29 protein-coding genes are annotated in these 25,375 nt (G+C 59.6%); 16 read left to right on the top strand and 13 right to left on the bottom strand.

The window, feature by feature from the left end:
* Positions 1–61: 61 nt before the first annotated feature.
* Positions 62–646, bottom strand: a complete 585-nt coding sequence (locus AC07N8_RS25180) for a YajG family lipoprotein (protein ID WP_027925980.1) — start codon at positions 644–646, stop codon at positions 62–64.
* 204 nt (positions 647–850) lie between these two features.
* Here AC07N8_RS25180 and AC07N8_RS25175 point away from each other — a divergent pair, with 204 nt between their 5' ends.
* Together AC07N8_RS25175 and mqo are read left to right on the top strand one after the other, a co-directional pair.
* Complete coding sequence (locus AC07N8_RS25175) at positions 851–1,084, top strand: hypothetical protein (RefSeq protein WP_027925979.1); 234 nt, start codon at positions 851–853, stop codon at positions 1,082–1,084.
* A gap of 738 nt (positions 1,085–1,822) precedes the next feature.
* The gene (gene mqo / locus AC07N8_RS25170; protein ID WP_483842822.1) at positions 1,823–3,331 is read left to right on the top strand and encodes a malate dehydrogenase (quinone); all 1,509 of its coding nucleotides are present in this window, start codon (positions 1,823–1,825) and stop codon (positions 3,329–3,331) included.
* A gap of 110 nt (positions 3,332–3,441) precedes the next feature.
* Here mqo and AC07N8_RS25165 read toward each other — a convergent pair whose 3' ends face one another.
* From AC07N8_RS25165 to AC07N8_RS25150, 4 genes are all read right to left on the bottom strand, one after another.
* Entirely contained in the window at positions 3,442–3,729 is a 288-nt protein-coding gene (locus AC07N8_RS25165) for a PA4642 family protein (protein ID WP_090180157.1), read from the bottom strand.
* A gap of 63 nt (positions 3,730–3,792) precedes the next feature.
* The gene (locus AC07N8_RS25160) at positions 3,793–4,278 is read right to left on the bottom strand and encodes a hypothetical protein (RefSeq protein ID WP_493146205.1); all 486 of its coding nucleotides are present in this window, start codon (positions 4,276–4,278) and stop codon (positions 3,793–3,795) included.
* A gap of 112 nt (positions 4,279–4,390) precedes the next feature.
* Entirely contained in the window at positions 4,391–4,864 is a 474-nt protein-coding gene (locus tag AC07N8_RS25155; protein ID WP_483842820.1) for a WbuC family cupin fold metalloprotein, read from the bottom strand.
* Between the two features lie 4 nt (positions 4,865–4,868).
* On the bottom strand, positions 4,869–5,426 hold the full coding sequence (locus AC07N8_RS25150; protein ID WP_493146207.1) for a hypoxanthine-guanine phosphoribosyltransferase: 558 nt from the start codon (positions 5,424–5,426) through the stop codon (positions 4,869–4,871).
* A gap of 164 nt (positions 5,427–5,590) precedes the next feature.
* Here AC07N8_RS25150 and upp point away from each other — a divergent pair, with 164 nt between their 5' ends.
* Together upp and AC07N8_RS25140 are read left to right on the top strand one after the other, a co-directional pair.
* On the top strand, positions 5,591–6,229 hold the full coding sequence (gene upp, locus AC07N8_RS25145) for a uracil phosphoribosyltransferase (protein ID WP_027925972.1): 639 nt from the start codon (positions 5,591–5,593) through the stop codon (positions 6,227–6,229).
* Positions 6,230–6,231: 2 nt separating this feature from the next.
* On the top strand, positions 6,232–7,506 hold the full coding sequence (locus AC07N8_RS25140) for a uracil-xanthine permease family protein (protein WP_483842818.1): 1,275 nt from the start codon (positions 6,232–6,234) through the stop codon (positions 7,504–7,506).
* A 129-nt stretch (positions 7,507–7,635) separates the two neighbouring features.
* Here the strand turns inward: AC07N8_RS25140 and hemH are convergent, their stop codons facing one another.
* Together hemH and AC07N8_RS25130 are read right to left on the bottom strand one after the other, a co-directional pair.
* Positions 7,636–8,661, bottom strand: a complete 1,026-nt coding sequence (gene hemH / locus AC07N8_RS25135; RefSeq protein ID WP_493146210.1) for a ferrochelatase — start codon at positions 8,659–8,661, stop codon at positions 7,636–7,638.
* Between the two features lie 13 nt (positions 8,662–8,674).
* On the bottom strand, positions 8,675–9,577 hold the full coding sequence (locus tag AC07N8_RS25130; RefSeq protein ID WP_483842816.1) for a TIGR01777 family oxidoreductase: 903 nt from the start codon (positions 9,575–9,577) through the stop codon (positions 8,675–8,677).
* 196 nt (positions 9,578–9,773) lie between these two features.
* On the opposite strand from AC07N8_RS25130, the gene AC07N8_RS25125 reads away from it, so the two are divergent.
* The 12 genes from AC07N8_RS25125 (at position 9,774) to AC07N8_RS25070 (ending at position 19,815) form a co-directional block, all read left to right on the top strand.
* Positions 9,774–10,760 carry an NAD(P)/FAD-dependent oxidoreductase gene (locus tag AC07N8_RS25125; protein ID WP_493146212.1) on the top strand — a complete coding sequence of 329 codons (987 nt, stop codon included), beginning with the start codon at positions 9,774–9,776 and terminating at the stop codon, positions 10,758–10,760.
* Entirely contained in the window at positions 10,757–10,972 is a 216-nt protein-coding gene (locus tag AC07N8_RS25120) for a TIGR02450 family Trp-rich protein (RefSeq protein WP_493146214.1), read from the top strand. Before AC07N8_RS25125 ends, AC07N8_RS25120 begins: the two co-directional genes overlap by 4 nt.
* A 109-nt stretch (positions 10,973–11,081) precedes the next feature.
* Positions 11,082–12,044, top strand: coding sequence for a YbgA family protein (locus tag AC07N8_RS25115; RefSeq protein WP_493146216.1), 963 nt, complete (start codon positions 11,082–11,084; stop codon positions 12,042–12,044).
* Positions 12,045–12,986 carry a MerR family transcriptional regulator gene (locus AC07N8_RS25110; RefSeq protein WP_483842812.1) on the top strand — a complete coding sequence of 314 codons (942 nt, stop codon included), beginning with the start codon at positions 12,045–12,047 and terminating at the stop codon, positions 12,984–12,986.
* Between the two features lie 20 nt (positions 12,987–13,006).
* Positions 13,007–14,452: a deoxyribodipyrimidine photo-lyase gene (gene phrB, locus AC07N8_RS25105; RefSeq protein WP_483842811.1), complete on the top strand. Its 1,446-nt coding sequence runs from the start codon at positions 13,007–13,009 to the stop codon at positions 14,450–14,452.
* Positions 14,445–14,867 (top strand): nuclear transport factor 2 family protein, encoded by a 423-nt coding sequence (locus tag AC07N8_RS25100; RefSeq protein ID WP_483842810.1) that lies wholly within the window; start codon positions 14,445–14,447, stop codon positions 14,865–14,867. Before phrB ends, AC07N8_RS25100 begins: the two co-directional genes overlap by 8 nt.
* Positions 14,864–15,646 carry an SDR family NAD(P)-dependent oxidoreductase gene (locus AC07N8_RS25095; protein WP_493146219.1) on the top strand — a complete coding sequence of 261 codons (783 nt, stop codon included), beginning with the start codon at positions 14,864–14,866 and terminating at the stop codon, positions 15,644–15,646. The genes AC07N8_RS25100 and AC07N8_RS25095 overlap by 4 nt, the downstream gene beginning before the upstream one ends.
* A complete protein-coding gene (locus AC07N8_RS25090) occupies positions 15,643–16,890 on the top strand; it encodes an NAD(P)/FAD-dependent oxidoreductase (protein WP_483842808.1) in 1,248 nt (415 codons plus the stop codon). Before AC07N8_RS25095 ends, AC07N8_RS25090 begins: the two co-directional genes overlap by 4 nt.
* Positions 16,887–17,702 (top strand): DUF1365 domain-containing protein, encoded by an 816-nt coding sequence (locus AC07N8_RS25085; RefSeq protein WP_493146221.1) that lies wholly within the window; start codon positions 16,887–16,889, stop codon positions 17,700–17,702. The genes AC07N8_RS25090 and AC07N8_RS25085 overlap by 4 nt, the downstream gene beginning before the upstream one ends.
* Positions 17,689–18,960: a class I SAM-dependent methyltransferase gene (locus AC07N8_RS25080; RefSeq protein WP_493146223.1), complete on the top strand. Its 1,272-nt coding sequence runs from the start codon at positions 17,689–17,691 to the stop codon at positions 18,958–18,960. Before AC07N8_RS25085 ends, AC07N8_RS25080 begins: the two co-directional genes overlap by 14 nt.
* Entirely contained in the window at positions 18,953–19,456 is a 504-nt protein-coding gene (locus tag AC07N8_RS25075) for a DUF2878 domain-containing protein (protein ID WP_493146227.1), read from the top strand. Before AC07N8_RS25080 ends, AC07N8_RS25075 begins: the two co-directional genes overlap by 8 nt.
* 53 nt (positions 19,457–19,509) lie before the next feature.
* On the top strand, positions 19,510–19,815 hold the full coding sequence (locus AC07N8_RS25070; RefSeq protein ID WP_007942663.1) for a YkgJ family cysteine cluster protein: 306 nt from the start codon (positions 19,510–19,512) through the stop codon (positions 19,813–19,815).
* A 116-nt stretch (positions 19,816–19,931) separates the two neighbouring features.
* Here the strand turns inward: AC07N8_RS25070 and AC07N8_RS25065 are convergent, their stop codons facing one another.
* The 6 genes from AC07N8_RS25065 to hemA form a co-directional block, all read right to left on the bottom strand.
* Complete coding sequence (locus tag AC07N8_RS25065) at positions 19,932–20,450, bottom strand: acyloxyacyl hydrolase (RefSeq protein ID WP_483842803.1); 519 nt, start codon at positions 20,448–20,450, stop codon at positions 19,932–19,934.
* A 114-nt stretch (positions 20,451–20,564) separates the two neighbouring features.
* The gene (gene murI / locus AC07N8_RS25060) at positions 20,565–21,356 is read right to left on the bottom strand and encodes a glutamate racemase (RefSeq protein ID WP_483842802.1); all 792 of its coding nucleotides are present in this window, start codon (positions 21,354–21,356) and stop codon (positions 20,565–20,567) included.
* A complete protein-coding gene (locus AC07N8_RS25055; RefSeq protein WP_123435125.1) occupies positions 21,349–22,104 on the bottom strand; it encodes a molybdopterin-synthase adenylyltransferase MoeB in 756 nt (251 codons plus the stop codon). The genes murI and AC07N8_RS25055 overlap by 8 nt, the downstream gene beginning before the upstream one ends.
* Positions 22,098–22,928, bottom strand: coding sequence for a peptide chain release factor N(5)-glutamine methyltransferase (gene prmC, locus AC07N8_RS25050; protein WP_493146233.1), 831 nt, complete (start codon positions 22,926–22,928; stop codon positions 22,098–22,100). The genes AC07N8_RS25055 and prmC overlap by 7 nt, the downstream gene beginning before the upstream one ends.
* Positions 22,929–24,011: a peptide chain release factor 1 gene (gene prfA, locus AC07N8_RS25045; protein WP_483842800.1), complete on the bottom strand. Its 1,083-nt coding sequence runs from the start codon at positions 24,009–24,011 to the stop codon at positions 22,929–22,931. It abuts the gene before it with no gap.
* On the bottom strand, positions 24,008–25,297 hold the full coding sequence (gene hemA / locus AC07N8_RS25040) for a glutamyl-tRNA reductase (protein ID WP_123435128.1): 1,290 nt from the start codon (positions 25,295–25,297) through the stop codon (positions 24,008–24,010). The genes prfA and hemA overlap by 4 nt, the downstream gene beginning before the upstream one ends.
* Positions 25,298–25,375 lie beyond the last annotated feature (78 nt).

Genomic DNA, 25,375 nt, shown 5'->3' with positions numbered 1-25,375 from the left:
ACCTGAATGAAAAAGCCCGGGGCCATTGCTGGCTCCGGGCTTTTTTGATTTCAGCGAACGTTTATTCGCCGAGAACCTGACCTACAGTCGGATCCTTGAACAGACGCGTCAACGCATCGCTCAACACGTCACTGACCAGTTTGGTGTTGGTTTCCTGGTTCGGCGCCATGCCGAAACGCTGGTCCAGCGATGCACCGTAACGGCCGCTATAACGACGATTGGCGTTCTGCACATCGGAGCGGAAGGTCGCGCCGATGGTCGCTTCGGTCACGTACATGCCTTCTTTAGGGGACTGATACTTCAGCTCCGCCAGGGTCACGGTAATTTGCGGGGCGTTCGGTGCATTGTTGGTCGGGGTAAAGCCCAGCAACCGCACGGCCGCTTCGGCCTGCGCCTGCAGCTTCGGCAGAATCTGCGCGCCCTGCACGGTGATCGCGCTGGTTTCCGGGTACAGGCCGCCGCGCGTGCCCAGCGTTGGCGACGGACGACCGTCGACCACACGCACCACCACTGGCTGGCCATGGCCGACCGGCGCCAGCTGAGTCGTCAGCTTGGGCTCAGGGTTCAGTTGTTGCGGGCTGTGGGCGCAGCCGACAAGGGTCAAACTGGTCACAGTGATCAAACCGAACAACAGGCGTTGCAACATGCGCTTCTCTCCAGAATCAGGCACAAACAGGCCCGCAGTATAGCGGTGGGCCACTGCGGCGAACCAGTGGCCTTCAATCAATACTGAAATGTCTGACAAACCCTTGGGAAAGCGGTTCCTGTCACACAGCTGTCATCGCCCATACACTGGCACGTAACGGCTAGTGGGCACACTTCACTGCAGCCCACCATCAGGTACTTCGCCATGCGCTACCTCATCTCATTGTTCGCGCCACGCCCGCTGCACCGTTGCTTTGCCCTGCTCGACAGCAATGGTCATTGCCAGGCGTTCAAGCAGTGCAGCCTCCAGCCGATGGGCGATAGCTGGGTCGAAATCGAAGAAATCCGTCTCAACTGGTTGCATCAACCTCTGCCCCCTAGCGCCCGCGTCAGCACCCGCCAGCCACGCGCACGGGTGCAACATCTGTTGACCACCTGACCGAACGCCTAATAAAAGTCATTAAACACGTCCATTTCCCTGCGTTTCTTAGATACAATCTCCCCCCGATTATAAGGACGTCTCCTGATCGGGCCTCGCAGCATCGTCAATGCCTTGGTATTGACACCCCGCACCGCCCACAGAGAGCCGCCCACACAGATCGAGTGAAGCTGGCGCGCTTGCTGTTCCCTGAGCAAAAACCCTGCTTTTCGCGAATCTGCAGAGCTGTCATTACGCTCGGTCACTGAGCTGTTTGCCCGTTTTGTCAGTCATGTACCCCATGACGGCAATCCATCCGGGCACGGTGCCAGGCTGGGACAGCCCTTTTTTGAGGTTCACGTCTTCAAAAGAGCGTGAAAAAAACGGGTTTTCACAACTTCACAAGAGTGTGGCGAGCAAATGAATAGTTTTGCGTCTGAACATGCACCATTAGCGTCTGAAACAGCCCAACGACACAGGACCGAGCGTTCCTCGAATACCGGAGCCTGAAGCCTGTCCGCTACGGATTTGGTTGCACAAACGGATGTATCGACCATAAGTCGAATTGCCAGTCGCGCGTTCAAATGAGTTCATAGACCTCATTGACCCGGCCGGTAGCGTCCGTCGAAGTTGCAAAAAATTGCGAAGATTCGGACATGGCAATACTGGCCATGGGTACCTGGGGCATCACTGACACGCCCCTGAACGCCTGGCCGCCATGCCGACAATTTGGTGCTGCAGATTTTGGAGACGCGTTAAATGGCGCATAACGAAGCAGTCGACGTAGTACTGGTTGGGGCCGGCATCATGAGTGCCACCCTGGCGGTATTGCTCAAAGAGCTCGACCCCGCGATCAAGCTGGAAGTCGTCGAGCTGATGGATTCCGGTGCTGCGGAGAGTTCCAACCCGTGGAACAACGCCGGTACCGGTCACGCCGGGCTGTGTGAGCTCAACTACACGCCACAGGCTGCCGATGGCACCGTCGACATCAAGAAAGCCGTGCACATCAACACTCAGTTCGAAGTGTCGAAGCAGTTCTGGTCCTACCTGACCAAGAAAGGCACGTTCGGTTCTTGCAAGTCGTTCATCAGCCCGGTGCCGCACCTGAGTTTCGTGCAAGGCGACGGTGGCGTGTCCTTCCTCAAGGAACGCTTCAAGGTGCTGAGCAAGCACCACGCCTTCGCGGACATGGAATACACCGAAGACAAAGCCAAGATGGCCGACTGGATGCCGCTGATGATGCCGGGCCGTCCCGCCGACGAAGTCGTCGCGGCAACCCGCGTGATGAATGGCACAGACGTCAACTTCGGCGCCTTGACCAATCAACTGCTCAAGCACCTGACCAGCGCGCCCGACGCACAGGTCAAGTACTGCAAGCGCGTGACTGGCCTGAAGCGCAATAACGGCGGCTGGACTGTCAGCATCAAGGACGTCAACAGCGGCAACACCCGTGACGTCGACGCCAAATTCGTCTTCCTCGGCGCTGGCGGCGCGGCATTGCCGCTGCTGCAGGCTTCGGGTATCGAAGAAAGCAAAGGCTTCGGCGGCTTCCCGATCAGTGGCCAGTGGCTGCGTTGCGATAACCCGGAAGTGGTCAAGCACCACCAGGCCAAGGTGTACAGCCAGGCCGCCGTGGGTTCGCCACCGATGTCCGTGCCGCACCTGGACACCCGTGTCGTCGATGGCAGCAAGTCCCTGTTGTTCGGACCTTACGCCGGGTTCACCACCAAGTTCCTCAAGCACGGCTCCTTCATGGACCTGCCGATGTCGGTTCGCGCCGGCAACATCGGCCCGATGTTGGCCGTGGCGAAAAACAACATGGACCTGACCAAGTACCTGGTCAGCGAAGTGATGCAATCGATGGAGCAGCGTCTGGAATCCCTGCGTCGCTTCTACCCTGAAGCGAAAGCCGAAGACTGGCGCCTGGAAGTGGCCGGCCAACGAGTGCAGATCATCAAGAAAGACCCGAAAAAGGGCGGCGTCCTGCAATTCGGTACCGAACTGGTCGCGGCCAAGGACGGTTCCCTTGCGGCCCTGCTTGGTGCTTCCCCGGGTGCTTCGGTGACGGTTTCGATCATGCTTGAGCTGATCGAAAAATGCTTCCCGAGCAAAGCGTCCGGTGAGTGGGCGGCCAAACTGGCCGAAATCTTCCCGGCTCGTGAAAAGGTCCTGGAAACCGACGCGGCGCTGTATCGCAAGATCAATGCGCACAACAACATCGCGCTGGAGCTGGTTGAAGCCAGTAACGAGACCGAAAGCTACGCTTGATTCGGCCCCATAAAAAACGCCCCGCTCTCAGTGAGAGCGGGGCGTTTTTTTATGGCCGGTGAAACAACCATTGTGGCGAGGGAGCTTGCTCCCTCGCCACAAGTACCGGGCTAGCCGCGGGCCTTGGCGATCAGCTCGATGTATTCGGCCGCATTGCGCTGATCCTTGATCAGGGCGACGAAGTCATTGCCGTGCTCATCCTTGCCGTCCAGGTCCAGGCCGGCTTCGACGAAGAACGTCAGAAAACGCTCGAAGTCATCGATGCGCAGGCCGCGGTAGGCCTTGATCAGCTTGTGCAGCGACGGCGAAGTGGCGTCGACTGGCTCGAAATCGAGGAACAACTTGATCTGCTCGTCGCCGATCTCGTCACCAATCACTTGTTTCTTATCTTTACGCATTGCCGACTCCAGCTCGCAGACATTACACAGGGCGGGCAGTTTACCCCTCCCTTGACGCCGGGCTCAACGCGCGCGAGTGGCCCCGGTGTGCAAATCTGCCCAGACATGGCCGTTGGCATAACTGAGGAACTGGCAATACACCGTGTCATTGCGCAACAAGTCGATCACCACGCGGTACTGCGCCATCGGGTAAAACAACGTCAGGGTTTTGCTTTTGTCGTCGTAGACCGGTTTTTTCAGGCTTTTGCTTTCGCCATCGAAGTTGACCAGTACCTGGCTGATGGTCGCGCCCTTGTTCAAGGATTTGCCCTTGAGGCGGATCAGCACCGGTGACGTGACGGGAATGGGCTGTTGATTGGACTGGCGCTGGCTGCCCACCACTACCGAATACTCGGTGACCTGCAGGAGTTGTTGCTGCTCGGGCTCGGCGTCGCGCAGGGTCAGGTCATCGGGTGGCAGAAACTGTGCGTGCATCGGCGCCGGGGCAGCCGCCAGTGGCAGGCTGAGGGTCAGCAACAGGGCGGCGCAGCTGCGGATCAAAAGGCTCATGACGGGCTCCGAAGACGAGGCCGGGGACTTTATCACGGACTTATGAAAATACTTCTGTGGACGCCATCCAATAATGTAGGAGCGAGCCTGCTCGCGCCCACAGGGGTGAACATCAGTCGAACTGCGCGCGCATCCACGCCTGATACTCAGCCACACCCGGCTCACCTTCACGGGGCGCCCAGTGAGCCAGCTCACCTTCACCCACCGGGCGATAAGGGCCGGCCTTGCATTCGAACATCAAGCTGTCGGCTTCCAGCACCACCAATCCATGGAATACGCCGATGGGCAGGTCCACACCGACACAATCGCCGCCGGCCTGCAGGATTTGCTTTTTCACCACCGTGCCGGACTCGTCGAAGATCAACACCCCCAGCCGCCCTTTGAGGACCAGCAAGGTTTCAGCCTTGTTTTCAGCCAAATGCCGGTGAGGCGGGATGTAGGTCTCGGGCTGCAAACCCACGACCATCCGATGACAGGCGTCGTCCATCTGATGGAAGTTGTGATGCTGACGCCCACGAGGATTAGCCGCAGCTTTCTCGGCCAGCTCTGTGAACAGGGTTTGATCAAGAAAGCTCGGCGTGGTCATACAATTACATTCCTTTAACAGCAAAGATCCCGTTTGCGTTACGCCAGTAGCCTTTGTAGTCCATGCCGTAACCGAAGATGTAACGGTCGATGCACGGCAGGCCGACGAAATCGGCTTTCAGGTCCGGGCGAGCCTTGCGGTCGTGGTCCTTGTCGATCAGCACGGCGGTGTGCACTTTGCGCGCGCCGGCATGTTTGCAGAAGTCGATGATTGCGCCCAGGGTGTGACCTTCATCGAGAATGTCGTCGATGATCAGGACGTCACGGTCGATGAACGACACTTCCGGCTTGGCTTTCCAGAACAGGTCGCCGCCGCTGGTTTCGTTGCGATAGCGGGTGGCGTGCAGGTAGGACGCTTCCAGCGGGAAGTTCAGATAGGTCAGCAGCTTGCCGGAGAAAATCAGGCCGCCGTTCATCACACAGAACACCACCGGATTGCTTTCAGCCAGCTGGTCGTTGATTTGTGCACCGACGCGGGCAATGGCCGCCTCGACTTCAGCTTCGGTGTACAGGCAGTCAGCCTCTCGCATGATTTGACGGATATGCTCGAGATCAGCGGACATGGCGCTCTCCAAGGGGTGGCGTATTCAGGAAAAGCGGGCAAAGGTACGCATCCCGCACGGCCAGATCAAGCGTTTGTGGACTAACGTACTGTATGTCTATAGGACAACACCCTCGGATAGATTAATCTAGGCCGGTTTTTTTGCCCGCCGCCGGAGCCTTTCCCATGCCCATCCTCGAGATCCGCCACCCGCTGATCCGTCATAAACTTGGCCTGATGCGCCGTGCAGACATCAGCACGAAGAATTTCCGTGAGCTCGCTCAGGAAGTCGGCGCCCTGCTGACCTATGAAGCCACCAAAGACCTGCCGCTGGAAGCCTACGATATCGAAGGCTGGTGCGGCACCGTGTCGGTCGAGAAAATCGCCGGCAAGAAGATTACTGTAGTCCCGATTCTGCGCGCCGGTATCGGCATGCTCGAAGGCGTGCTGAGCCTGATCCCGGGCGCCAAGGTCAGCGCCGTCGGCGTGGCCCGCAACGAACAAACCCTGCAGGCCCACACCTACCTGGAAAAACTGGTCCCGGAAATCAACGAGCGCCTGGCGATGATCATCGACCCGATGCTCGCCACGGGCAGCTCCATGGTCGCCACCATCGACCTGCTGAAAAAGGCCGGTTGCCGCGACATCCGCGCCATGGTGCTGGTCGCCGCGCCGGAAGGCATCGCCGCCGTGGAGAAGGCTCACCCGGACGTGACCATCTACACCGCCTCCATTGATGAAAAACTGAACGAACACGGCTACATCATCCCGGGCTTGGGCGATGCCGGTGACAAGATCTTCGGCACCAAGCAGAAGGACGCTTGAGCATGCAGCAAGAGTTCAACGATCCGCTCTGGCGCACGGTGCTGTCGGGTGCACAGATGCTGTTCGTGGCCTTCGGCGCCCTGGTGTTGATGCCGCTGATTACCGGCCTCGACCCGAACGTCGCGCTCTTCACTGCGGGCCTGGGGACGATTCTGTTTCAGATCGTCACCGGGCGTCAGGTGCCGGTGTTCCTGGCGTCGAGCTTTGCCTTCATTACCCCGATCATTCTCGCCAAGGGCCAGTTCGGCCTCGCGGCGACCATGGGCGGCGTGATGGCGGCCGGTTTCGTCTACACCTTCCTCGGCCTGGCCGTGAAGATCAAAGGCACCGGGTTCATCGACCGTCTGCTGCCGCCGGTGGTGATTGGTCCGGTGATCATCTCCATTGGCCTGGCCATGGCGCCAATTGCTGCCAACATGGCAATGGGCAAGGCCGGCGACGGCACTGAGCTGATTCATTACCAGACGGCGATGCTGATCTCGATGCCTGCGCTGCTGACCACCCTGATCGTCGCGGTGTTCGGCAAAGGCATTTTCCGCCTGGTGCCGATCATTTCCGGCGTGCTGGTCGGTTTTGCCATGGCCTTCTATTTCGGTGTCGTCGATACCGCGAAGATTGCCGCTGCCCCGTGGTTCGCCATTCCGCACTTCACCGCGCCGGAGTTCAACTGGCAGGCGATTCTGTTCATCGTTCCGGTCGCCCTGGCTCCAGCCATCGAGCACATCGGTGGCGTGATTGCCGTGGGTAGCGTGACCGGTCGCGATTACCTGAAGAAGCCCGGCCTGCACCGCACCCTGCTCGGCGATGGCATTGCCACCACCGCAGCCGGCCTGTTCGGCGGCCCACCCAACACCACCTACGCCGAAGTGACGGGCGCGGTGATGCTGACCAAGAACTACAACCCGAAAATCATGACCTGGGCGGCGATTTTCGCCATCAGCCTGGCGTTCGTCGGCAAGTTCGGCGCGCTTCTGCAAAGCATTCCGGTGCCGGTGATGGGTGGGATTCTGTGCCTGTTGTTCGGTTCGATCGCGGCGGTGGGCATGAACACGCTGATTCGCCACAAGATCGACCTGGGCGAAGCACGCAATCTGGTGATTGTGTCGGTGACCCTGGTGTTCGGGATTGGCGGTGTGCTGGTCGGTACCGGGACTGGCCCGGACGACTTCGGCCTCAAAGGCATCGCGCTGTGCGCGGTGGTGGCGATTGCGCTGAACCTGTTGCTGCCGGGGAATGACAGCTGGAAGCACAAGAAGGCGGATGAGCCGCTGTTGTAAGGCTTAAGTTCTTGGTTGCCTGATAGATAGCTTTCGCGAGCAGGCTCGCTCCCACATTTGATCTTCAGTGCTCACAAATAGTGTGTTCACAGAAAATCCACTGTGGGAGCGAGCCTGCTCGCGAAGCTTTTAAAGGGCCAACGGCGCTCTTTCGCACAGTGCACTCAACGCCCGCGCCCATTGCGGGTCATCGTTCAGGCATGGCACCAGCACCAACTCCTCCCCTCCCGCTTCGCGGAATTGTTCCAGCCCGCGATCACCGATCTCCTCCAGCGTCTCGATGCAATCGGCAACAAACGCCGGGCACATCACCAGAATCTTCTTCACACCACTCTTGGCCAGTTCATCGAGCCGCGCTTCGGTGTAGGGTTCGATCCATTTGGCTCGCCCCAGACGCGACTGAAACGACACCGACCATTTGCCGTCTGGCAAACCCATGCGCTTGGCGAACTCCGACGCCGTGCGCAGACATTGCGCGCGATAGCAGGTGGCTAATACCGCTGGCGAAGCGTTCTTGCAGCAATCCTCATTCTTGAAGCAATGCTTCCCCGTCGGATCGAGCTTGGTCAGGTGCCGCTCCGGTAAACCGTGGAAGCTCAGCAACAAGTGATCGTAATCCTGCTGCAGATGAGGCTTCGCGCTGGCGACCAATGCGTCGAGGTATTCCGGCTGATCGTAGAACGGCTGCAGAATCGACAGCTGGATATCGAGTCCTTTGTCACGCAGCACACGCTTGGCTTCTTCGATCACCGTCGTGGTGGTGCTGTCGGCGAACTGTGGATAAAGCGGCGCCAGGGTGATTCTTTTGTGGCCCTGAGCGGCCAGCTGCACCAGTTTCGTTTCAATCGACGGCTCGCCGTAACGCATCGCCAACTCGACCGAACCGTGGGCCCACTGCGTCGTCATGGCCTGTTGCAGGCGACGGCTGAGCACCACCAGGGGCGAGCCCTCCTGCCACCAGATCGATGCGTAGGCGTGGGCTGACTGCTCCGGGCGTTTGATCAGGATCAGCGACACCAGCAAGCGTCGCACCGGCCATGGCAGGTCGATCACATACGGGTCCATCAGAAATTGATTGAGGTAGCTGCGCACATCCGCCACCGAGGTGGAGGCCGGTGAACCCAGGTTAACCAGAAGCAATGCGTGATCGGTCATGCAACGTCCTATTTCAAAGGCGGCTGGACAGATCGTCCAGGGCCGCGCGCAAATCGGTGAACTGGAAAGTGAAACCCGCGTCCAGCGCGCGAACCGGCAGGGCCTTCTGCCCACCCAGCAACAACAATGACAACTCGCCAAGCCCCACTTTCAACGCCAGGGCCGGCATCGGCATGAACGCCGGGCGGTGCAGCACGCTGCCCAGCGTCTTGGCAAATTCGCGATTGCGCACCGGTTTTGGCGCGCAGGCATTATAAGGACCGCTGGCGTCATTCTGATGCAGAAGAAAATCAATCAGGGCGATTTGATCGTTGATATGAATCCACGGCATCCACTGCCGACCATTGCCGATCGGCCCGCCCAGCCCCAGTTTGAACGGCAGCAACAGCCGCGACAAAAAGCCGCCCTCGGCCGACAACACCAACCCGGTTCGAATCAGTACGACACGAAGTCCCAAGGCCTCGGCACGCTGGGCGGTCTCTTCCCAGGCAACGCACAACTGGCTGGCGAAATCATCGATGACAGGGGGCGATGCCTCGGTCAGTTCACGCTCCCCCCCATCGCCATACCAGCCCACCGCAGAACCGGAGATCAACAGCGAAGGTTTTTGCTCACGTTTTTCGAGCCACGCCAGCAGCGTTTCCGTCAGGGTGATGCGGCTGCTCCAGAGCAACGCCTTGCGCTTGTGTGTCCATGGCCGATCGGCAATCGGTGCTCCCGCCAGATTGATAATGGCGTCCAGTGGAACTTGGTCGAGGTCCTCGAGCCGGGCAATTCCCCTGACTTGTGTGCCGCAGATTTTTGCGACTTTTTCAGGCTTGCGACTCCAGACCGTCAGGCTGTGCCCCTGACTCAACCAGTGTCTGCAGAGCTGACGTCCTATCAAACCAGTACCGCCGGTCAGCAATATGTGCATGACTTCTTCCTCGCGTGGCGTTTAACCCTGATCACTAGTCTATTTTTATAAGCAGGGATCTTTGGTATCGGGCAGGCTCTGTGTTTAACCATAGGCCAAGCTGTCAGATCGAGAACGCTAAAAGTTATACCAAAAAACAATATTGTACAGGTTTGAACCACGGCGTAGTCTGTACAGAAAGGTAAACGAGGCCCCTATGACTGTACCTATCGCAATCATCGGCACCGGCATCGCCGGGCTCTCAGCCGCGCAAGCCCTGACAGATACAGGGCATGTCGTGCAACTTTTTGATAAAAGCCGCGGCAGTGGCGGACGTATGTCGAGCAAGCGCAGTGATGCGGGTGCCCTGGACATGGGCGCGCAATATTTCACTGCCCGCGACCGGCGCTTCGTCACCGAGGTCCAGCGTTGGCAAGCCAACGGCTGGGTCGCCGAATGGACGCCGCAGCTCTACACCTATCACGGTGGCCAGCTCAACCTGTCGCCGGACGAACAGACGCGCTGGGTCGGCACGCCGCGCATGAGCGCCATCACCCGTGGCCTGCTCGGCGACCTGGAAGTGCAGTTCGCCTGCCGGATCACCGAGGTCTATCGCGGCGAAGAACACTGGCACCTGCAGGATGCCGACGGTTTCACTCACGGTCCGTTCAGTCATGTGGTGATCGCCACGCCAGCACCTCAGGCCACCGCATTGCTGGCCGCGGCATCGAAGCTGGCTGGAGCCGCCGCCGGGGTGAAAATGGACCCGACCTGGGCCGTCGCCCTCGCATTCGAAACGCCGTTGGAAACGCCCATGGAAGGCTGCTTCGTCCAGGACAGCCCGCTCGACTGGCTGGCCCGCAACCGCAGCAAACCAGGACGCGACAACACCATGGACACGTGGGTATTGCACGCGACCAGCGCCTGGAGCCGGCAACACATCGACCTGTCCAAGGAAGCGGTGATCGAGCAACTGCACGGTGCATTCGCTGAACTGCTGCACGATTCCATGCCTGCCCCGAGTTTCAGCCTCGCCCATCGCTGGCTCTATGCCCGCCCCGCCAGCAGCCACGAATGGGGCGCACTCGCCGATGCCGATCTGGGCCTGTATGTGTGCGGCGACTGGTGCCTTTCCGGGCGTGTCGAAGGCGCCTGGCTGAGCGGCCAGGAAGCTGCTCGCCGGTTGCATGAACATTTGCAGTGAACCGCATCAATCCCGGCAAATTGCTGCTGTCGAAGTGGACAGCAGCCCATCCGCAACACCGCGAAAAACACTTTCTGGTGACCGAGGTATTCCGCGACGAGGAAGGCACGGTGCTGGACGTCGAGCTACAGGCGGTGCTGACCAAGCGCAGTGAGCGCCTCGATTGGCGAACCCTCAAGAACGGCGACATCTGGCAATTGGGCTGGAAGTAGAACCACAAAACTTGTACAAACAATTTGACTTGTACACCTTTGAATCTATGATGAAGATTATGTTGTACAGAGAACAAACTCTGTACAAGTTTAGATTCGAGGTGCCTCGATGGGCGATCAGTCAGCGACCCGACCAAAAATCGCTATCAGCGCCTGCCTGATGGGCGCCGAGGTTCGCTACAACGGCGGGCACAAGGCATCACGGCTGTGCACTGACACGCTTACTGATTATTTCGAATTCGTTGCGGTATGCCCGGAAGTCGCCATCGGCCTCGGTATCCCCCGTGAACCGATTCGGCTGGTGGGCAACCCGCTGCATCCCGAAGCGGTCGGCAGCGTTCACGCCGAGCTTAATGTCACCCGGGCGCTCACCGAGTACGGCCAGATAATGGCGGGTCAGTTGAGCGACATTTGCGGCTACATCTTCATGCAAAAATCCCCTTCCTGCGGCCTGGAACGGGTCAAGGTCTATCAAGCCAACGGTGCACCGGTGAAGGGTGGCGGACGCGGCCTCTATTCGCAGGCGTTCTGCGCACTGCACCCTGACCTGCCGGTTGAAGAAGACGGTCGGCTCAACGACCCGGTGTTGAGGGAAAACTTCCTCACGCGCGTGTTTGCCTACAGCGCCTGGCAGCAACTGCTGCAAAAAGGCCTGACCCGCCGCGATCTCACCGAATTCCACTCGCGCTATAAATACCTGCTGATGGCGCATAACCCGGTGCAATACAAAGCCCTGGGCAATCTGCTGGGCAACATGGGCCAGTCCGATCCTGATGAACTCGGCCCGCGCTATTTCAGCGAACTGATGGCGGCCTTGAAAAAATGCGCCACGCGGCGCACCCACACCAACGTCCTGCAACACATCAGCGGCTACCTCAAGCAGGCCATCAGCCCTGAAGACAAACAGGAAATGCAGCACGTCATCAGCCAATACCGCCAAGGCATCGTGCCGCTGGTGGTGCCATTGACCCTGCTCAAGCACTACTTCCGCCAGTACCCGGATCCCTACATTGCGCAACAGGTTTACCTGCAACCGCATCCGGAAAACCTCAGCCTGCGAAACGCGATCTAAATGAAATCCAAACTCGACACCAGCGCCAGCGAAGACCTCGGCGACGACTTTAAAAAGGCGCTGGACGACGGCTGGCTGCCGATCCGCGAGGTGGCGCGCCAGACCGGTGTCAACGCCGTGACACTGCGCGCGTGGGAACGGCGCTACGGCCTGGTCGTTCCGCATCGCACACCCAAGGGCCATCGGCTGTTCTCTGCCGAACACGTTCAACGCATCCTGACGATCCTCACCTGGCTCAACCGCGGCGTTGCCGTCAGCCAGGTCAAGCAACTGCTGGACACGCCGCAAGCATTTAGCGAACCCGTTGAAAACGATTGGCAGGTGTTGCGCCAGACACTGCTGCACGCGGTGTCACACCTGAACGAACGCACCCTCGATGACACCGTCAATCAAGCCATGGCGCTATACCCACCGCGCACCTTGTGCGAGCTCCTGTTGATGCCGTTGCTGGCAGAACTGGACCAGCGCTGGCAGGGTCAATTCGGCGCGCAGATGGAGCGGGCGTTCTTTTATTCCTGGTTACGCAGCAAATTCGGCGCACGCATCTACCATAACAACCGTCAATTGCGCACCGCGCCCCTGTTGCTGATCAATCACTCGGATGTGCCACTGGAACCTCATCTGTGGCTCACCGCCTGGCTGATCAGCAGCGCCGATTGCCCGGTGGAGGTGTTCGACTGGCCGCTCCCCGCCGGCGAACTGGCGATGGCGGTCGAACACCTGCAAGCCCGCGGCGTGCTGCTGTATTCCAGCAAAGCCATGAACCTTTCGCAGCTGCCAAAACTACTGAATGGAGTCAGTTGCCCAAAAATGATTGCCGGACCAACGGTATGCATCCACCACGCCGAGTTGTCCGTAAGAACGACTGAAATCGCTGATTTGTCCTTCGCCGAAGACCCGTTATCGGCGCATCAGGATCTGGTTCAGCGTGGGCTAATTTAATGAAACGTGCGGACTCCACCATGCAATTGATCTGGCTGCGTAGCGACTTGCGCCTACACGACAACACCGCCCTCACGGCTGCCGCGGCTCGCGGCCCTACGGTGGCGGTGTATCTGTTGAGTCCGCAGCAGTGGCTGGAACACGACGATGCGCCCTGCAAAGTGGATTTCTGGCTGCGCAACTTGAGCGAGTTGAGCCACGCGCTGGGCGAACTGAACATTCCCTTGCTGATCCGCACGGCATCCCGCTGGGATGAAGCGCCGAAAGTGCTGCTCGAGCTGTGTCAGCAATTGAAGGTCGACGCCGTTCACGCCAACGAAGAGTACGGTGTTCACGAAAGCCGTCGTGATACGGCTGTGGCCCAGGCGCTCCAAGCCAATGGCATCGACTTCCATAGCTACCTTGACCAGTTGCTGTTCAAACCGGGCACCGTGCTCACCAGGACCGGCACTTACTTTCAGGTCTTCAGCCAGTTCCGCAAGGTCTGCTACGACAGACTGCACGGTGCCCTGCCGAGCCTGATCACTGCACCCGCCGTGCAGGCGCCACTGACAATCAACAGCGAGAACATTCCCTCACGCGTCGACGGCTTCGATACACCGAGTGAAAGCCTGCGCACGCTCTGGCCTGCCGGTGAAGCCGAAGCCCGTCGCCGTCTCGACACCTTCGCCGATGCCCAGATCGACTACTACAAAGACGAACGGGACTTCCCGGCCAAGCCCGGCACCAGCCAGCTGTCGGCCTATCTCGCCGCTGGGGTGATTTCCCCGCGCCAATGCCTGCACGCCGCCCTGCAAACCAATCAGGGGGAGTTCGAAAGCGGCAAGGTCGGCGCTGTCACCTGGATCAACGAATTGCTCTGGCGCGAGTTCTACAAACACATTCTGGTGGGTTACCCGCGGGTCTCCCGCCACCGTGCCTTTCGCCCGGAAACCGAAGCCCTTGCCTGGCGCAACGCTCCGGAAGAACTGTTGGCCTGGCAGCAAGCGCGCACCGGACTGCCGATCATCGACGCAGCCATGCGTCAATTGCTGGAAACCGGCTGGATGCACAACCGGCTGCGCATGGTAGTGGCGATGTTCCTGACCAAGAACCTGCTGATCGACTGGCGCGAAGGTGAACGCTTTTTCATGCGGCATTTGATCGACGGCGATCTGGCGGCGAACAACGGTGGATGGCAATGGAGTTCGTCCACCGGCACCGATTCGGCACCCTACTTCCGGATTTTCAACCCGCTGAGCCAGTCGGAGAAATTCGACGCCGAAGGCGTATTTATCAAGCACTGGTTGCCAGAACTGGCCGGGCTCAATAAAAAGGAAGTTCACAATCCGGCCAACCTTGGCGGGTTGTTCGGCGTGGCGGATTATCCATCGCCGATCGTCAACCTGAGTACATCACGACAACGGGCGCTGGCCGCGTTCAAGGACCTTCCATCGCGACAGCAAGCAGGGGGTCTCCATGAGTGATTTCCTGCGGCGTTTTGCCCAGCAGTTTGCGACCCTGGATAAGGACAACCTGCAGCACCTCGATCAGCTCTACAGCGATGACGTGCACTTCACCGATCCACTGCATGAAGTACAGGGTCTGGTGCAGCTGCGCAGCTACTTCACCGAGCTCTATATCAATGTCAGTGATCTGCGTTTCGATTTTCACGGTTTCGATCAGATCCGTGAGGGCGAAGGCTATCTGCGCTGGGTTATGAGTTACCGCCACCCGCGCCTGGCCAACGGCCAGTTGATCCGTGTGGACGGCTGCTCGCACCTGCTTTGGCGCGACAAGGTTTATCGACATCGGGATTACTTCGATGCCGGTGCGCTAATTTACGAACACCTACCCGTATTGGGTCGGGCGATTGCCTGGCTGAAAAGGAGAATGGGATGAGTCTTACACCTCCCCGGCGCTATTGGTTAACCGGCGCCAGCAGCGGTATTGGCGCCTCGCTGGCCGAAGAAATACTGAAAACCGGTGCTCACCTGGCCGTCAGTGCACGCTCGGTAGCGGTGCTGAAAGTCTTGTCCCTGCGCTATCCCGGACAAGTGCTGGTGGTGCCCGGTGACCTGACCAACAGCCAGTGCGTGCGCGAGATCGGCGAGCAGATCGCTGCAGAATGGGGCTCGCTGGACACGGTCATTCTCAACGCGGGCACCTGCGAATACATCGACGTCCAGCAATTTGATTCATCGATTGTCGAACACGTCGTGCGCACCAATTTGCTCGCCAGCGCCTACTGCATCGAAGCGGCGTTACCGTTGCTACGCAAAGGCACAGCGCCGCACCTGGTCGCCGTGGCGAGCTCCGTGACGTACCTGGCGCTGCCGCGCGCCGAAGCTTATGGCGCGTCGAAGGCTGGGCTACGTTACCTGTTTGAATCGCTGCGCATTGATCTCGCTCCGGAAGGCATCGAAGTCACGATCGTCAGTCCGGGCTTCGTCGAGACACCGCTGACGGCCAAGAATGACTTCCCGATGCCGCTCAGTTGGCCAGTGGGTAAAGCGGCACGGTACATCTTCGCCAAACTCAAGAACCGGCCATTGGAGATCGCGTTTCCGGGACTGTTCATGGCGGTGCTGTGGCCGCTTTCGAAAATGCCCAACGCGGTGAAACTGGCCATCGGCAAGCGCATGGTGCGCAGCCCTGCGCCGATTCGGGATATCCCATGAACATCGCCATCATCGGCAGCGGCATCTCGGGGCTGACCTGCGCCTACCTGCTTAATCGCAGGCATGCGATCACCCTGTTCGAGGCCAGCGACCGGGCGGGCGGTCACACCCACACGGTCGACGTGTCGGTCGATGGCCAGCACTATGCGGTAGACACCGGTTTCATCGTCTTCAACGACAGGACCTACCCGAATTTCATCCGCCTGCTGGGCCAGCTCGGGGTAGGTTTCAAACCGACTGAAATGAGTTTCTCGGTGACGGACCCGGACACTGGTCTTGAGTACAACGGCAATAACCTGAACAGCCTGTTCGCCCAACGTCGCAACCTGTTGTCGCCAGGATTCTGGGGCATGGTGCGTGACATTCTGCGCTTCAATAAAGAAGCCCAGAGCGACCTGGCCCAAGGGCGCATCACCGCCGACACCACGCTGGACGACTACTTGAAGGCCGGACACTACGGCGAGCGTTTTATCCTGCATTACATCGTGCCAATGGGCGCGGCTATCTGGTCGATGTCCATGGCGGACATGCTCCGCTTCCCATTGCAGTTTTTTGTCCGGTTTTTCAAGAATCACGGGCTGCTGTCCATCAGCAATCGTCCGCAATGGTGCGTGATAGAAGGCGGATCGAATGCCTACCTCGGACCGCTGACCGCCTCATTTCGCGAGAGGATTCGTCTCAACTGCCCTGTGACGCGTGTCGAGCGCGATGACACGGGCGTGGTTATCCACAGCGCCGCGGGTAGCGAACGTTTCGATAAAGTCGTCTTCGCCTGCCACAGTGATCAAGCGCTGGAACTGTTGGCCAGCCCGAGCGATGCCGAACAGGCAATCCTCGGTGCCCTGCCCTACGCCGATAACGAAGTGGTGCTGCACACTGATACGCGCTTGCTGCCCGTGCGCAAACGGGCGTGGGCCAGCTGGAATTATCGCCTCGGGGGCGCCGGTCACACACTGGCCGCCGTCACCTACGACATGAACATCCTGCAAGGTTTGCAAAGCGATACGACATTTTGCGTCAGCCTCAACCAGAGCGCCGGCATCAGCCCGCACAAGGTGCTCGGCACATTCACCTACGCCCATCCGCAATACAGCCTGGCAGCCGTCGCCGCGCAAGGTCGCTGGGATGAACTGGATGGCACGCACCATAGCCATTTTTGCGGCGCTTATTGGGCCAACGGTTTCCATGAGGACGGCGTCGTCAGCGCCTTGCGAGTCGCCCGCTCCTTTGGAGAAGTGCTGTGAACAGCGCCCTTTACAGCGGCTGGATTGCCCACCGGCGGTTTGCCCCAAGGCACCACGAATTCCGCTACCGGATCGGCCTGCTGTACCTGGACCTAGACGAGCAAGACAGCGTGCTCGGCTTGTCGCCCCTGTCCGGCACCAGCCGCTTTGCGCCTTTCTCGTTTCGCGAATCGGACTACCTGAAAACCTTTACCGGCAAGGGCATGCGCTTGATCGATGCGGTTCGCCAGCAAGTCAGCGAAGCCATCGGCCATGCGCCGCAAGGGTCGATCTGCCTGCTGACACAGGCCCGCAGTTGGGGCCTGTCGTTCAACCCGGTGAGTTTCTTCTATTGCCATGAAGCCGATGGGCAATTGGCGGCGATTGTCTGCGAAGTCACTAACACACCGTGGCGAGAACGCTTTCTCTATGTATTGCCAGCGAGGTCGCCTGAGAACCGGTTCGATTTCCATCAGCATTTCGTGGTGCCCAAGGCGTTTCATGTGTCGCCATTTTTACCGCCGGATCTGGAATACCGAATGAGCTTCAGCCCTGTCGCCAATAAGCTCGGGGTGCACATGGCGGACTGGCAGGGCGAACTGAAACTCTTCGACGCCACGCTTAACCTGCATCGCGAAGCGTTAAACCGCAGCAGCCTGCACCGTTATCTGCGGCAGTTTCCGTGGATGACCGCGAAAACCTGCCTGGCGATTTACTGGCAGGCGCTACGCCTTTTTCTCAAGCGCGCCCCGGTCTTTGCTCATCGGGTTGCCGTTGGCAGCTTTCAAACCGCCACCGCTTCCTCCAAGGATCGCCGTCATGAAATCCCTTAGCATTTTGGCCAAAGCCACTCTACCCGGCACTCACGGCTTGACCGGAGCGTTACTGCGTCGCGGCGTGCTACGACAACTTGCGGCGCTTAAACATGGGCAACTGGTGGTTATCGAAGACAGTGAACGGCATGTCTTCGGCACGCCCGGCAGCCAATTGATGGGGGAGATTCATATCCTCGACGCCGCAGCATGGGGATGGGTAGCGAGCAACGGTTCGATTGGCGCGGGTGAAGCGTTCATCCACGGTTATTGGAGTTCGCCGGACCTGACCGCCGTAGTGCGCGTGTTCGTCAGCAACCTCGACGTGCTGGATGCGCTGGAAAGCGGCCTGGCGAAACTCGGACGACCTTTCGTTCAAGGACTGCACTGGCTCAATCGCAACACCCGCAAGGGCTCGCAGAAGAACATCGCCGCCCATTACGACTTGGGCAATGACCTGTTCGAGCAGTTTCTCGATCCGACCATGATGTATTCCGCCGCGCAATTCCTGAGCCCCGAAGACAGCCTCGAACAGGCGCAGTTAAACAAACTCGAACGGATCTGCCAGAAACTTGCCTTGAAACCCAGCGATCACCTGCTGGAAATCGGCACGGGCTGGGGCAGCATGGCGCTGTACGCCGCGCAGCATTACGGCTGCAAGGTCACCACCACCACGCTCTCCAAAGAGCAGTTCGCGTTTACCGCGCAACGAATCGAAAGCCTTGGCCTGCAAGGCCAGGTCACGCTGCTGCTCAAGGATTACCGCGACCTCACCGGCCAATACGACAAACTGGTGTCGATCGAAATGATCGAAGCGGTCGGTCACCGCTTTCTGCCGACTTACTTCAAGCAATGCGCGCACTTACTCAAGAGCAACGGCTTGATGCTGTTGCAGGCCATCACCATTCGCGAACAACGCTACGAACAGGCCAAGGGCAATGTCGACTTCATCCAGCGTTACATCTTTCCGGGCGGCGCCCTGCCCTGCGTGCAAAAAATGCTCGAGATCGTCAGTCGCGACACCGACATGAACCTGCTGCACATGGAAGATTTCGGCTTGCACTACGCCCGGACCCTGCGCCTGTGGCATGAAAACTTTCGACGCGCCCAGGGCCGTTTGAGCGAGTTGGGCTACGACGACTATTTCCTGCGATTGTGGGAGTTTTACCTGTGCTACTGCGAAGGCGGCTTTCTGGAGCGCACCATCGGCACGGCACAATTGCTATTGGCCAAACCGTCGGCGATCACCGCGCCGCTGCTGGGCCGTTTCGATGCTTGAACGCGTGGCGAATGCCGTGTTGTTTCAGCTCGGCTGGTTTGCCTGCGTGCTCGGCGGCAGCGGCCCGTGGTTGCTGGTGGCACTCGCAGTGCTGGTGATTCATCTGCTGTGGATAAGTCACTGGAGCGATGAAGGTCGATTGATCCTCAGCGTGGTGCTGCTGGGCACCACCATCGACAGCACATTGCGCTGGCTGGGCGTATTCGATTTCAACGACGCCGCGCCATTGATTCCGTTATGGCTGATTCTGTTGTGGGCACTGCTGGCAACGACGTTGCGCCATTGCCTGGCGTGGACCACCAACCCCTGGTGGCTTGGCAGCGTGCTCGGTGCCGTCGGCGGACCACTGTCGTATTACGCAGGCGGACAACTGGCGGGAGTGCAGTTTCCGTATGGACAATGGCCGACCTTGACCGGCATCGGTCTACTCTGGGCGGCGCTGTTTCCTGCACTTCACTTCATGGCCCAGCGGCTAGCCTCAGACACCCGCGACTGAGCGTCCGTCCGGCCTTTAACACAGCATCGGCCCACTGCCTTACACTGCGCGCCATGAAAACCATTCCCCACACGCAAATCGCCGAGCCGGCCGTGACGTGCTCGACCTGCGCGGCTTGCTGCTGTCAGCTTGAAGTGATGCTGATCACCGACACGGGCGTGCCCGAACGCTTTATCGATACCGATGATTGGGGCGGGGAAGTCATGCTGCGTCTGGACGACGGCTGGTGCGCGGCGCTGGATCGCAACAGCATGATGTGCACCATCTACGAAAAGCGCCCGTTGATCTGCCGGGAGTTCGAGATGGGCGCACCGGAATGCATTGAAGAACGTCAGGGAATCAGCACGGCGTATCGCTGATTCCAAAATCACCCGAATACACATGTGGGAGCGAGCCTGCTCGCGATAGCGGACTGTCAGTCAATATTGATGCTGACTGACACACCGCATTCGCGAGCAGGCTCGCTCCCACTTGTTTACAACGGCATTGTGTAGTGCAGCGAGTAGCTTTCTACGCCGTCGTTGTGACTGCTCATACCGGCGTTGGAATAGTGCGTCGCACGAATCCCGACTTCATGCCCACCGGTAAAGCGCAGGCCAAATCCGAAACGGTCTTCGAACTGGAAGGCCTGGCCAAGGTTGTTGTCTTCAACTTCAGTGTGGGAGAACACCGCCACACCAATCCCCGCCTCGAGGTAAGGTTTGACGGACTGGCCGGCAAACTCGTAAACGAACACCGGCGAGAACGACAGGCTGTTGTTGCTGGAGCTCTTGTCGCCATCCCAATAGGTGTAGGCGCCACTCCAGTAACCGGTCAGGCGACCCACGTCGCTTTGCCACCAGCTCTGATCCCAATCGAAGACCATGCCCAATCGATAGGTCATGGTTGATTCGGTGGTCTGACCGACCCCGAATTCCACGCCTGCCGCCTGTGCGGTGAAACTTTGCCCCATCAAAGCGGCCGCAATCGCGGCCAAGCAGAATAGTCGCTTCACTAGAAACATCCTTTTCCGAACGATTTCGTATGGTTTTTTTGTAACTCAACGCTATAGAAGTCGACGCTTAATCAGAAGTTCACCCCAATTACCCGCACTGCCCCAACTTTTTAGTCAACGCTCGAAGCTTCTCACAACGCCGGACGTATTCCACAGTATCGGCAAGATATTTCTGAAATGAACCGGATCGGCACTCGTCCAGAACTCGGCGGCACGCGCCGGCCCGTCAGCGAGCAATTCACGCTCGGCCAACAGACGCTGAAGTTGTCGCGCAACAGCCGCCCCCGTGTCGATCAGGCTGATGTCATCCGGGATCATCTGCTTGAGCAAAGGCTTCAGGAAAGGGTAATGCGTACAGCCGAGAATCAAGGTGTCGCAGCCGGCGCCAAGCAGCGGCTCGACATACCTGGCCAGCAACTGGCGCAGTGCCTCGCTGTGCAAATCGCCGTTTTCAATCAGCTCGACCAGGCCGGGGCACGGCTGAGTGATGACGCGCACATCGGTGGCGAAACGGTCGAGCAAGGCGGCGAACTTGGCGCTCTGCAAGGTGCCGGTGGTGGCGAGCACGCCGACCACGCCGCTGCGGGTCGCGGCTGCAGCCGGTTTGACCGCCGGCTCCATGCCGACGATGGGCCAGTGCGGGTAATCGCGACGCAAGTCGGCAACGCCAGCGACGGTCGCGGTGTTGCACGCCAGCACCAGGGCTTTGGCGCCCTGCTGCTGGAAAAAATCGGCCATGACGCTGCAGCGCTGGCGGATGAATTCCGGGGTTTTCTCGCCGTAGGGAATGTTCCCGCAATCGGCGACGTACAGCAGCGACTCGTTGGGCAGCAGACGCTGGATCTCGGCCAGCACCGAGAGCCCACCGACGCCGGAGTCGAACACGCCAATCGGCGCTTCACGCATGTGTCGAACCACAGACGCTACAGCCCGGATCACGCTTGACCCGCAATTCACGGAATCGCGAGCCCAAAGCATCGATCAACAGCAGACGCCCCACCAGCGGTTCGCCGAAACCGACCAACAGTTTCAGGGCTTCCAGTGCCTGAAGGCTGCCGACCAGCCCCACCAACGGACCGACCACGCCGGCCTCGCTGCACGTCAGCTCGGCTTCACTGCCATGCCCGTACAAACAGTGGTAGCACGGGCTTTCCGGGCGGCGCGGGTCGAACACTGACAATTGCCCTTCGAGGCGAATCGCCGCGCCGCTGACCAGCGGTTTGCGGGCGACGACGCAGGCAGCATTGACCGCTTCGCGGGTAGAGAAGTTGTCGGAGCAGTCCAGCACCAGATCCACCGCGGCAACTGCCGCGGCCAGGGAATCTTCGTCCAGCGCAGTGCGGTGGGCGATCAATTGAATCTCGGGATTGATGGCGGTCAAACGGCGAATCGCCGAATCAACCTTGCTCAGGCCGACGCTATCGGTGTCGTGAACGATCTGGCGTTGCAGGTTGGTCAGGTCGACCGTGTCGAAGTCGGCGAGGTGCAGCTCACCCACTCCCGCCGCGGCCAGGTACAGCGCAACCGGTGAGCCGAGCCCGCCGAGGCCGACGATCAACACGCGGCTTTCTTTCAGTCGCAACTGGCCGTCGATGTCGACGTGCTGCAACAGAATCTGTCGACTGTAGCGCAACAATTCCTGATCATTCAGCACGGCAGGCGCCCCAGGCTGATACGTTCGTGTCCACCCAGATCAATTCGGCTGTGGACATTTTCAAAGCCGCGAGTCAGCAGCAAATCGCGCACGGCACTCGCTTGATCGTAGCCGTGTTCGAGCATCAGCCAGCCGCCCGTTTCCAGATAATCCGGCGCCTGGGCGACGATCAAGCGCAGATCGTCGAGCCCGTCGACACCGGCCACCAGAGCACTGGCCGGCTCGAAGCGCACATCACCTTCCACCAGATGCGGATCGGAAGACGGGATGTAAGGCGGGTTGCTGATGATCAGTTGAAAACGCTGACCTGCCAAAGCACTGAACCAATGACTGCTCAGCACCGTGGCGTTATTGAGGTGCAGGCGCTGGCGGTTGCGCTCGGCCAGGGCCACGGCTTCCAGCACGCGATCCACCGCCGTGACCTTCCAGGCCGGACGCTCGCTGGCCAAGGCCAGGGCGATGGCGCCGCTGCCGGTGCCGAGGTCGAGGACCTTGGCCGGGGTGGCCGGCAACAGCTCAAGCGCGGCCTCCACCAGCAATTCGGTGTCAGGACGCGGGATCAATGTGTGCGGCGCCACTTCCAGGTCGAGCTTCCAGAACCCTTGCTGCCCCAGAATGTAAGCCACCGGCTCGCCGCCACGACGACGCTGCAAATAGCTGGCAAACGTCAGCGCCGCTTCACTGGGAACGATGCGCTCCGGCCAGGTATGGAGAAAACTGCGCGGCTTGCCCAATGCGGCAGCCAGCAACAACTCGGCATCCAGACGCGCGGTGGGCGAGTCGGGCAAGTCGGCGGCGCGCAATAAACTGGCAATGATGGTCATTTACTCACCTATCGCCGCCAATTGATCGGCCTGGTATTCGGCGAGCAACGGCTCGATTACCGCATCGACCCCGCCGGCGAGAATTTCGTCGAGCGAGTACAGCGTCAGGTTGACCCGATGGTCGGTGACCCGGCCCTGGGCAAAGTTGTAGGTACGAATCCGCTCCGAGCGATCACCGGAACCGACCAGCAACTTACGCTCGCTGGCGATGGCATTGGCCGCGGCGCTGGTTTGCTGATCATTGAGTTTGGCCGACAGCCAGGACATCGCCCGGGCGCGGTTCTTGTGCTGGGAACGTTCTTCCTGGCACTCCACGACAATACCGGACGGCAAGTGCGTGATGCGGATCGCCGAGTCGGTCTTGTTGACGTGCTGACCACCGGCGCCAGAGGAGCGATAGGTATCGACCCGCAGGTCCGCCGGGTTGATCTCGATCGCTTCCTGCTCGTCCGGCTCGGGCAACACCGCCACGGTGCAGGCCGAGGTGTGGATGCGGCCCTGGGATTCAGTGGCCGGCACCCGTTGCACGCGGTGCGCGCCGGATTCGAATTTCAGCTTGCCGTAAACGTTGTCGCCTTCGACCCGGGCAATGACTTCTTTATAGCCACCGTGTTCGCCCTCGTTCTCGGAGAGGATTTCCACCCGCCAGCCGCGACGCTCGGCGTAACGCGAATACATGCGGAACAGGTCGCCGGAGAAAATCGCCGCCTCGTCGCCGCCGGTGCCGGCACGGATTTCGAGAAACACGTTGCGCCCGTCGTTCGGGTCTTTCGGCAGCAGCATGCGTTGCAGGCTGGCTTCGAGTTCGATCAATTGCTCCTTGGCTTCGCGGACTTCTTCCACGGCCATTTCGCGCATGTCCGGGTCGCTGTCCTTGAGCAGTGCCTGGGCACCTTCGAGGTCGCCTTGCACTTTGAGCAACTGTTTATAGGTGCTGACAATCGGCTCGACTTCCGCGTATTCCTTGGAATAGGTGCGGAATTTGGTCTGGTCGGAAATGACTTCGCCATCGCCAAGCAAGGCGGTCAATTCCTCGAAACGGTCCTGGAGGATGTCCAGCTTATTGAGCAGTGAAGCTTTCATTGCGGTTTTTTATCCGAAAAGCTATCCGATGAGCCCTCATTCAGGGCAAAGAGCTCTTGAGCCATGGCCAGCGCATCGAGGCGGCCTTCGGCAGAGAGCTTTTTCAATTGCACGCTGGGCGCATGCAACAGTTTGTTGGTCAGGCCGCGCGCCAGCTGCACCAGCACGTCTTCGGCGCTGGTGCCGTTGGCTAGCAGCCGCTGGGCTTTCTGTAATTCTTCGTCGCGCATGCGCTCGCTTTGCTGACGATAAGCCTTGAGCACATCCACCGCCGCCAGTTCGCGCAGGCGCACCATGAAATCTTCGGCGCCGACCGAGACCATCTCTTCGGCCGCCTGGGCTGCGCCCTGGCGACTCTTGAGGTTCTCGGCGACCACTTCGTGGAGATCGTCGACGCTGTACAGGTAAACGTCGTCGAGTTCGCCGACTTCCGGCTCGATATCGCGCGGAACGGCGATGTCCACCATGAAGATCGGCTTGTGCTTGCGCAGTTTCAGCGCGCTTTCCACCGCGCCTTTGCCAAGGATCGGCAACTGGCTCGCGGTGGAGCTGATGACGATGTCGCTGCGCACCAGTTCGGCCGGGATGTCCGAGAGCAACACAGCGTGAGCACCGAACTGCTCGGCCAGAATGCTCGCGCGCTCCAGGGTGCGGTTGGCGACGACGATGCGTTTCACACCCAATTCGTGCAGATGACGGGCGACCAGGGTGATGGTTTCGCCGGCGCCGATCAACAAGGCCTGGCTGCGTTGCAGGTCGCTGAAAATCTGTTTGGCCAGGCTGACCGCGGCAAATGCCACGGACACCGGGTTTTCGCCGATGGCGGTGTCGGTACGCACCTGCTTGGCTGCGTTGAACGTCGCCTGAAACAAGCGCCCGAGCAATGGACCGATGGTGCCGGCTTCACGCGCCACGGCGTAAGCGGATTTCATCTGGCCGAGAATCTGCGGCTCGCCCAATACCAGCGAATCAAGCCCGGAGGCGACCCGCATCATGTGACGAACTGCCGCATCATCTTCGTGCACATAACTGCTCGCACGCAGCTCTTCGAGGCTCAAATGGTGATAATCGGCCAGCCAGCGCAACACGATGTCGGCCGAAAGGTGATCCTGCTCTATATAAAGTTCACTGCGATTGCAGGTGGAGAGGATCGCAGCTTCGCGGCTGTCGGTGAGGCGGCAGAGCTGCTGCAAGGCCTCCACCAGCTGCTCAGGGGTAAAGGCCACGCGCTCGCGCACGTCTACTGACGCAGTCTTGTGGTTGATACCGAGTGCAAGGAAGGCCATTCAAGGTCGCTGATGGTGACGTGAAGCCGGCAATTGTCCTACTTCGCCACAGACAGAACAACTACCGCTGACTATTGT

The sequence above is a fragment of the Pseudomonas sp. GW821-FHT10C09 genome (assembly GCF_059415465.1).
This window is presented reverse-complemented; position numbering and strand designations above follow the sequence as displayed.

Bases quoted from the DNA above. Each gene is read 5' to 3' on its own strand.
- AC07N8_RS25095 (WP_493146219.1), top strand. From the start codon at position 14,864: ATGAGTCTTACACCTCCCCGGCGCTATTGGTTAACCGGCGCCAGCAGC.
- prfA (WP_483842800.1), bottom strand. From the start codon at position 24,011: ATGAAAGCTTCACTGCTCAATAAGCTGGACATCCTCCAGGACCGTTTC.
- hemA (WP_123435128.1), bottom strand. From the start codon at position 25,297: ATGGCCTTCCTTGCACTCGGTATCAACCACAAGACTGCGTCAGTAGAC.
- AC07N8_RS25155 (WP_483842820.1), bottom strand. From the start codon at position 4,864: ATGACCACGCCGAGCTTTCTTGATCAAACCCTGTTCACAGAGCTGGCC.
- AC07N8_RS25165 (WP_090180157.1), bottom strand. From the start codon at position 3,729: ATGCGTAAAGATAAGAAACAAGTGATTGGTGACGAGATCGGCGACGAG.
- phrB (WP_483842811.1), top strand. From the start codon at position 13,007: ATGCAATTGATCTGGCTGCGTAGCGACTTGCGCCTACACGACAACACC.
- AC07N8_RS25100 (WP_483842810.1), top strand. From the start codon at position 14,445: ATGAGTGATTTCCTGCGGCGTTTTGCCCAGCAGTTTGCGACCCTGGAT.
- prmC (WP_493146233.1), bottom strand. From the start codon at position 22,928: ATGACCATCATTGCCAGTTTATTGCGCGCCGCCGACTTGCCCGACTCG.
- AC07N8_RS25180 (WP_027925980.1), bottom strand. From the start codon at position 646: ATGTTGCAACGCCTGTTGTTCGGTTTGATCACTGTGACCAGTTTGACC.
- AC07N8_RS25070 (WP_007942663.1), top strand. From the start codon at position 19,510: ATGAAAACCATTCCCCACACGCAAATCGCCGAGCCGGCCGTGACGTGC.
- AC07N8_RS25130 (WP_483842816.1), bottom strand. From the start codon at position 9,577: ATGCACATATTGCTGACCGGCGGTACTGGTTTGATAGGACGTCAGCTC.
- AC07N8_RS25090 (WP_483842808.1), top strand. From the start codon at position 15,643: ATGAACATCGCCATCATCGGCAGCGGCATCTCGGGGCTGACCTGCGCC.
- AC07N8_RS25175 (WP_027925979.1), top strand. From the start codon at position 851: ATGCGCTACCTCATCTCATTGTTCGCGCCACGCCCGCTGCACCGTTGC.
- AC07N8_RS25125 (WP_493146212.1), top strand. From the start codon at position 9,774: ATGACTGTACCTATCGCAATCATCGGCACCGGCATCGCCGGGCTCTCA.
- murI (WP_483842802.1), bottom strand. From the start codon at position 21,356: ATGCGTGAAGCGCCGATTGGCGTGTTCGACTCCGGCGTCGGTGGGCTC.
- AC07N8_RS25075 (WP_493146227.1), top strand. From the start codon at position 18,953: ATGCTTGAACGCGTGGCGAATGCCGTGTTGTTTCAGCTCGGCTGGTTT.
- hemH (WP_493146210.1), bottom strand. From the start codon at position 8,661: ATGACCGATCACGCATTGCTTCTGGTTAACCTGGGTTCACCGGCCTCC.
- AC07N8_RS25110 (WP_483842812.1), top strand. From the start codon at position 12,045: ATGAAATCCAAACTCGACACCAGCGCCAGCGAAGACCTCGGCGACGAC.
- AC07N8_RS25115 (WP_493146216.1), top strand. From the start codon at position 11,082: ATGGGCGATCAGTCAGCGACCCGACCAAAAATCGCTATCAGCGCCTGC.
- AC07N8_RS25160 (WP_493146205.1), bottom strand. From the start codon at position 4,278: ATGAGCCTTTTGATCCGCAGCTGCGCCGCCCTGTTGCTGACCCTCAGC.
- upp (WP_027925972.1), top strand. From the start codon at position 5,591: ATGCCCATCCTCGAGATCCGCCACCCGCTGATCCGTCATAAACTTGGC.
- AC07N8_RS25080 (WP_493146223.1), top strand. From the start codon at position 17,689: ATGAAATCCCTTAGCATTTTGGCCAAAGCCACTCTACCCGGCACTCAC.
- AC07N8_RS25150 (WP_493146207.1), bottom strand. From the start codon at position 5,426: ATGTCCGCTGATCTCGAGCATATCCGTCAAATCATGCGAGAGGCTGAC.
- mqo (WP_483842822.1), top strand. From the start codon at position 1,823: ATGGCGCATAACGAAGCAGTCGACGTAGTACTGGTTGGGGCCGGCATC.
- AC07N8_RS25140 (WP_483842818.1), top strand. From the start codon at position 6,232: ATGCAGCAAGAGTTCAACGATCCGCTCTGGCGCACGGTGCTGTCGGGT.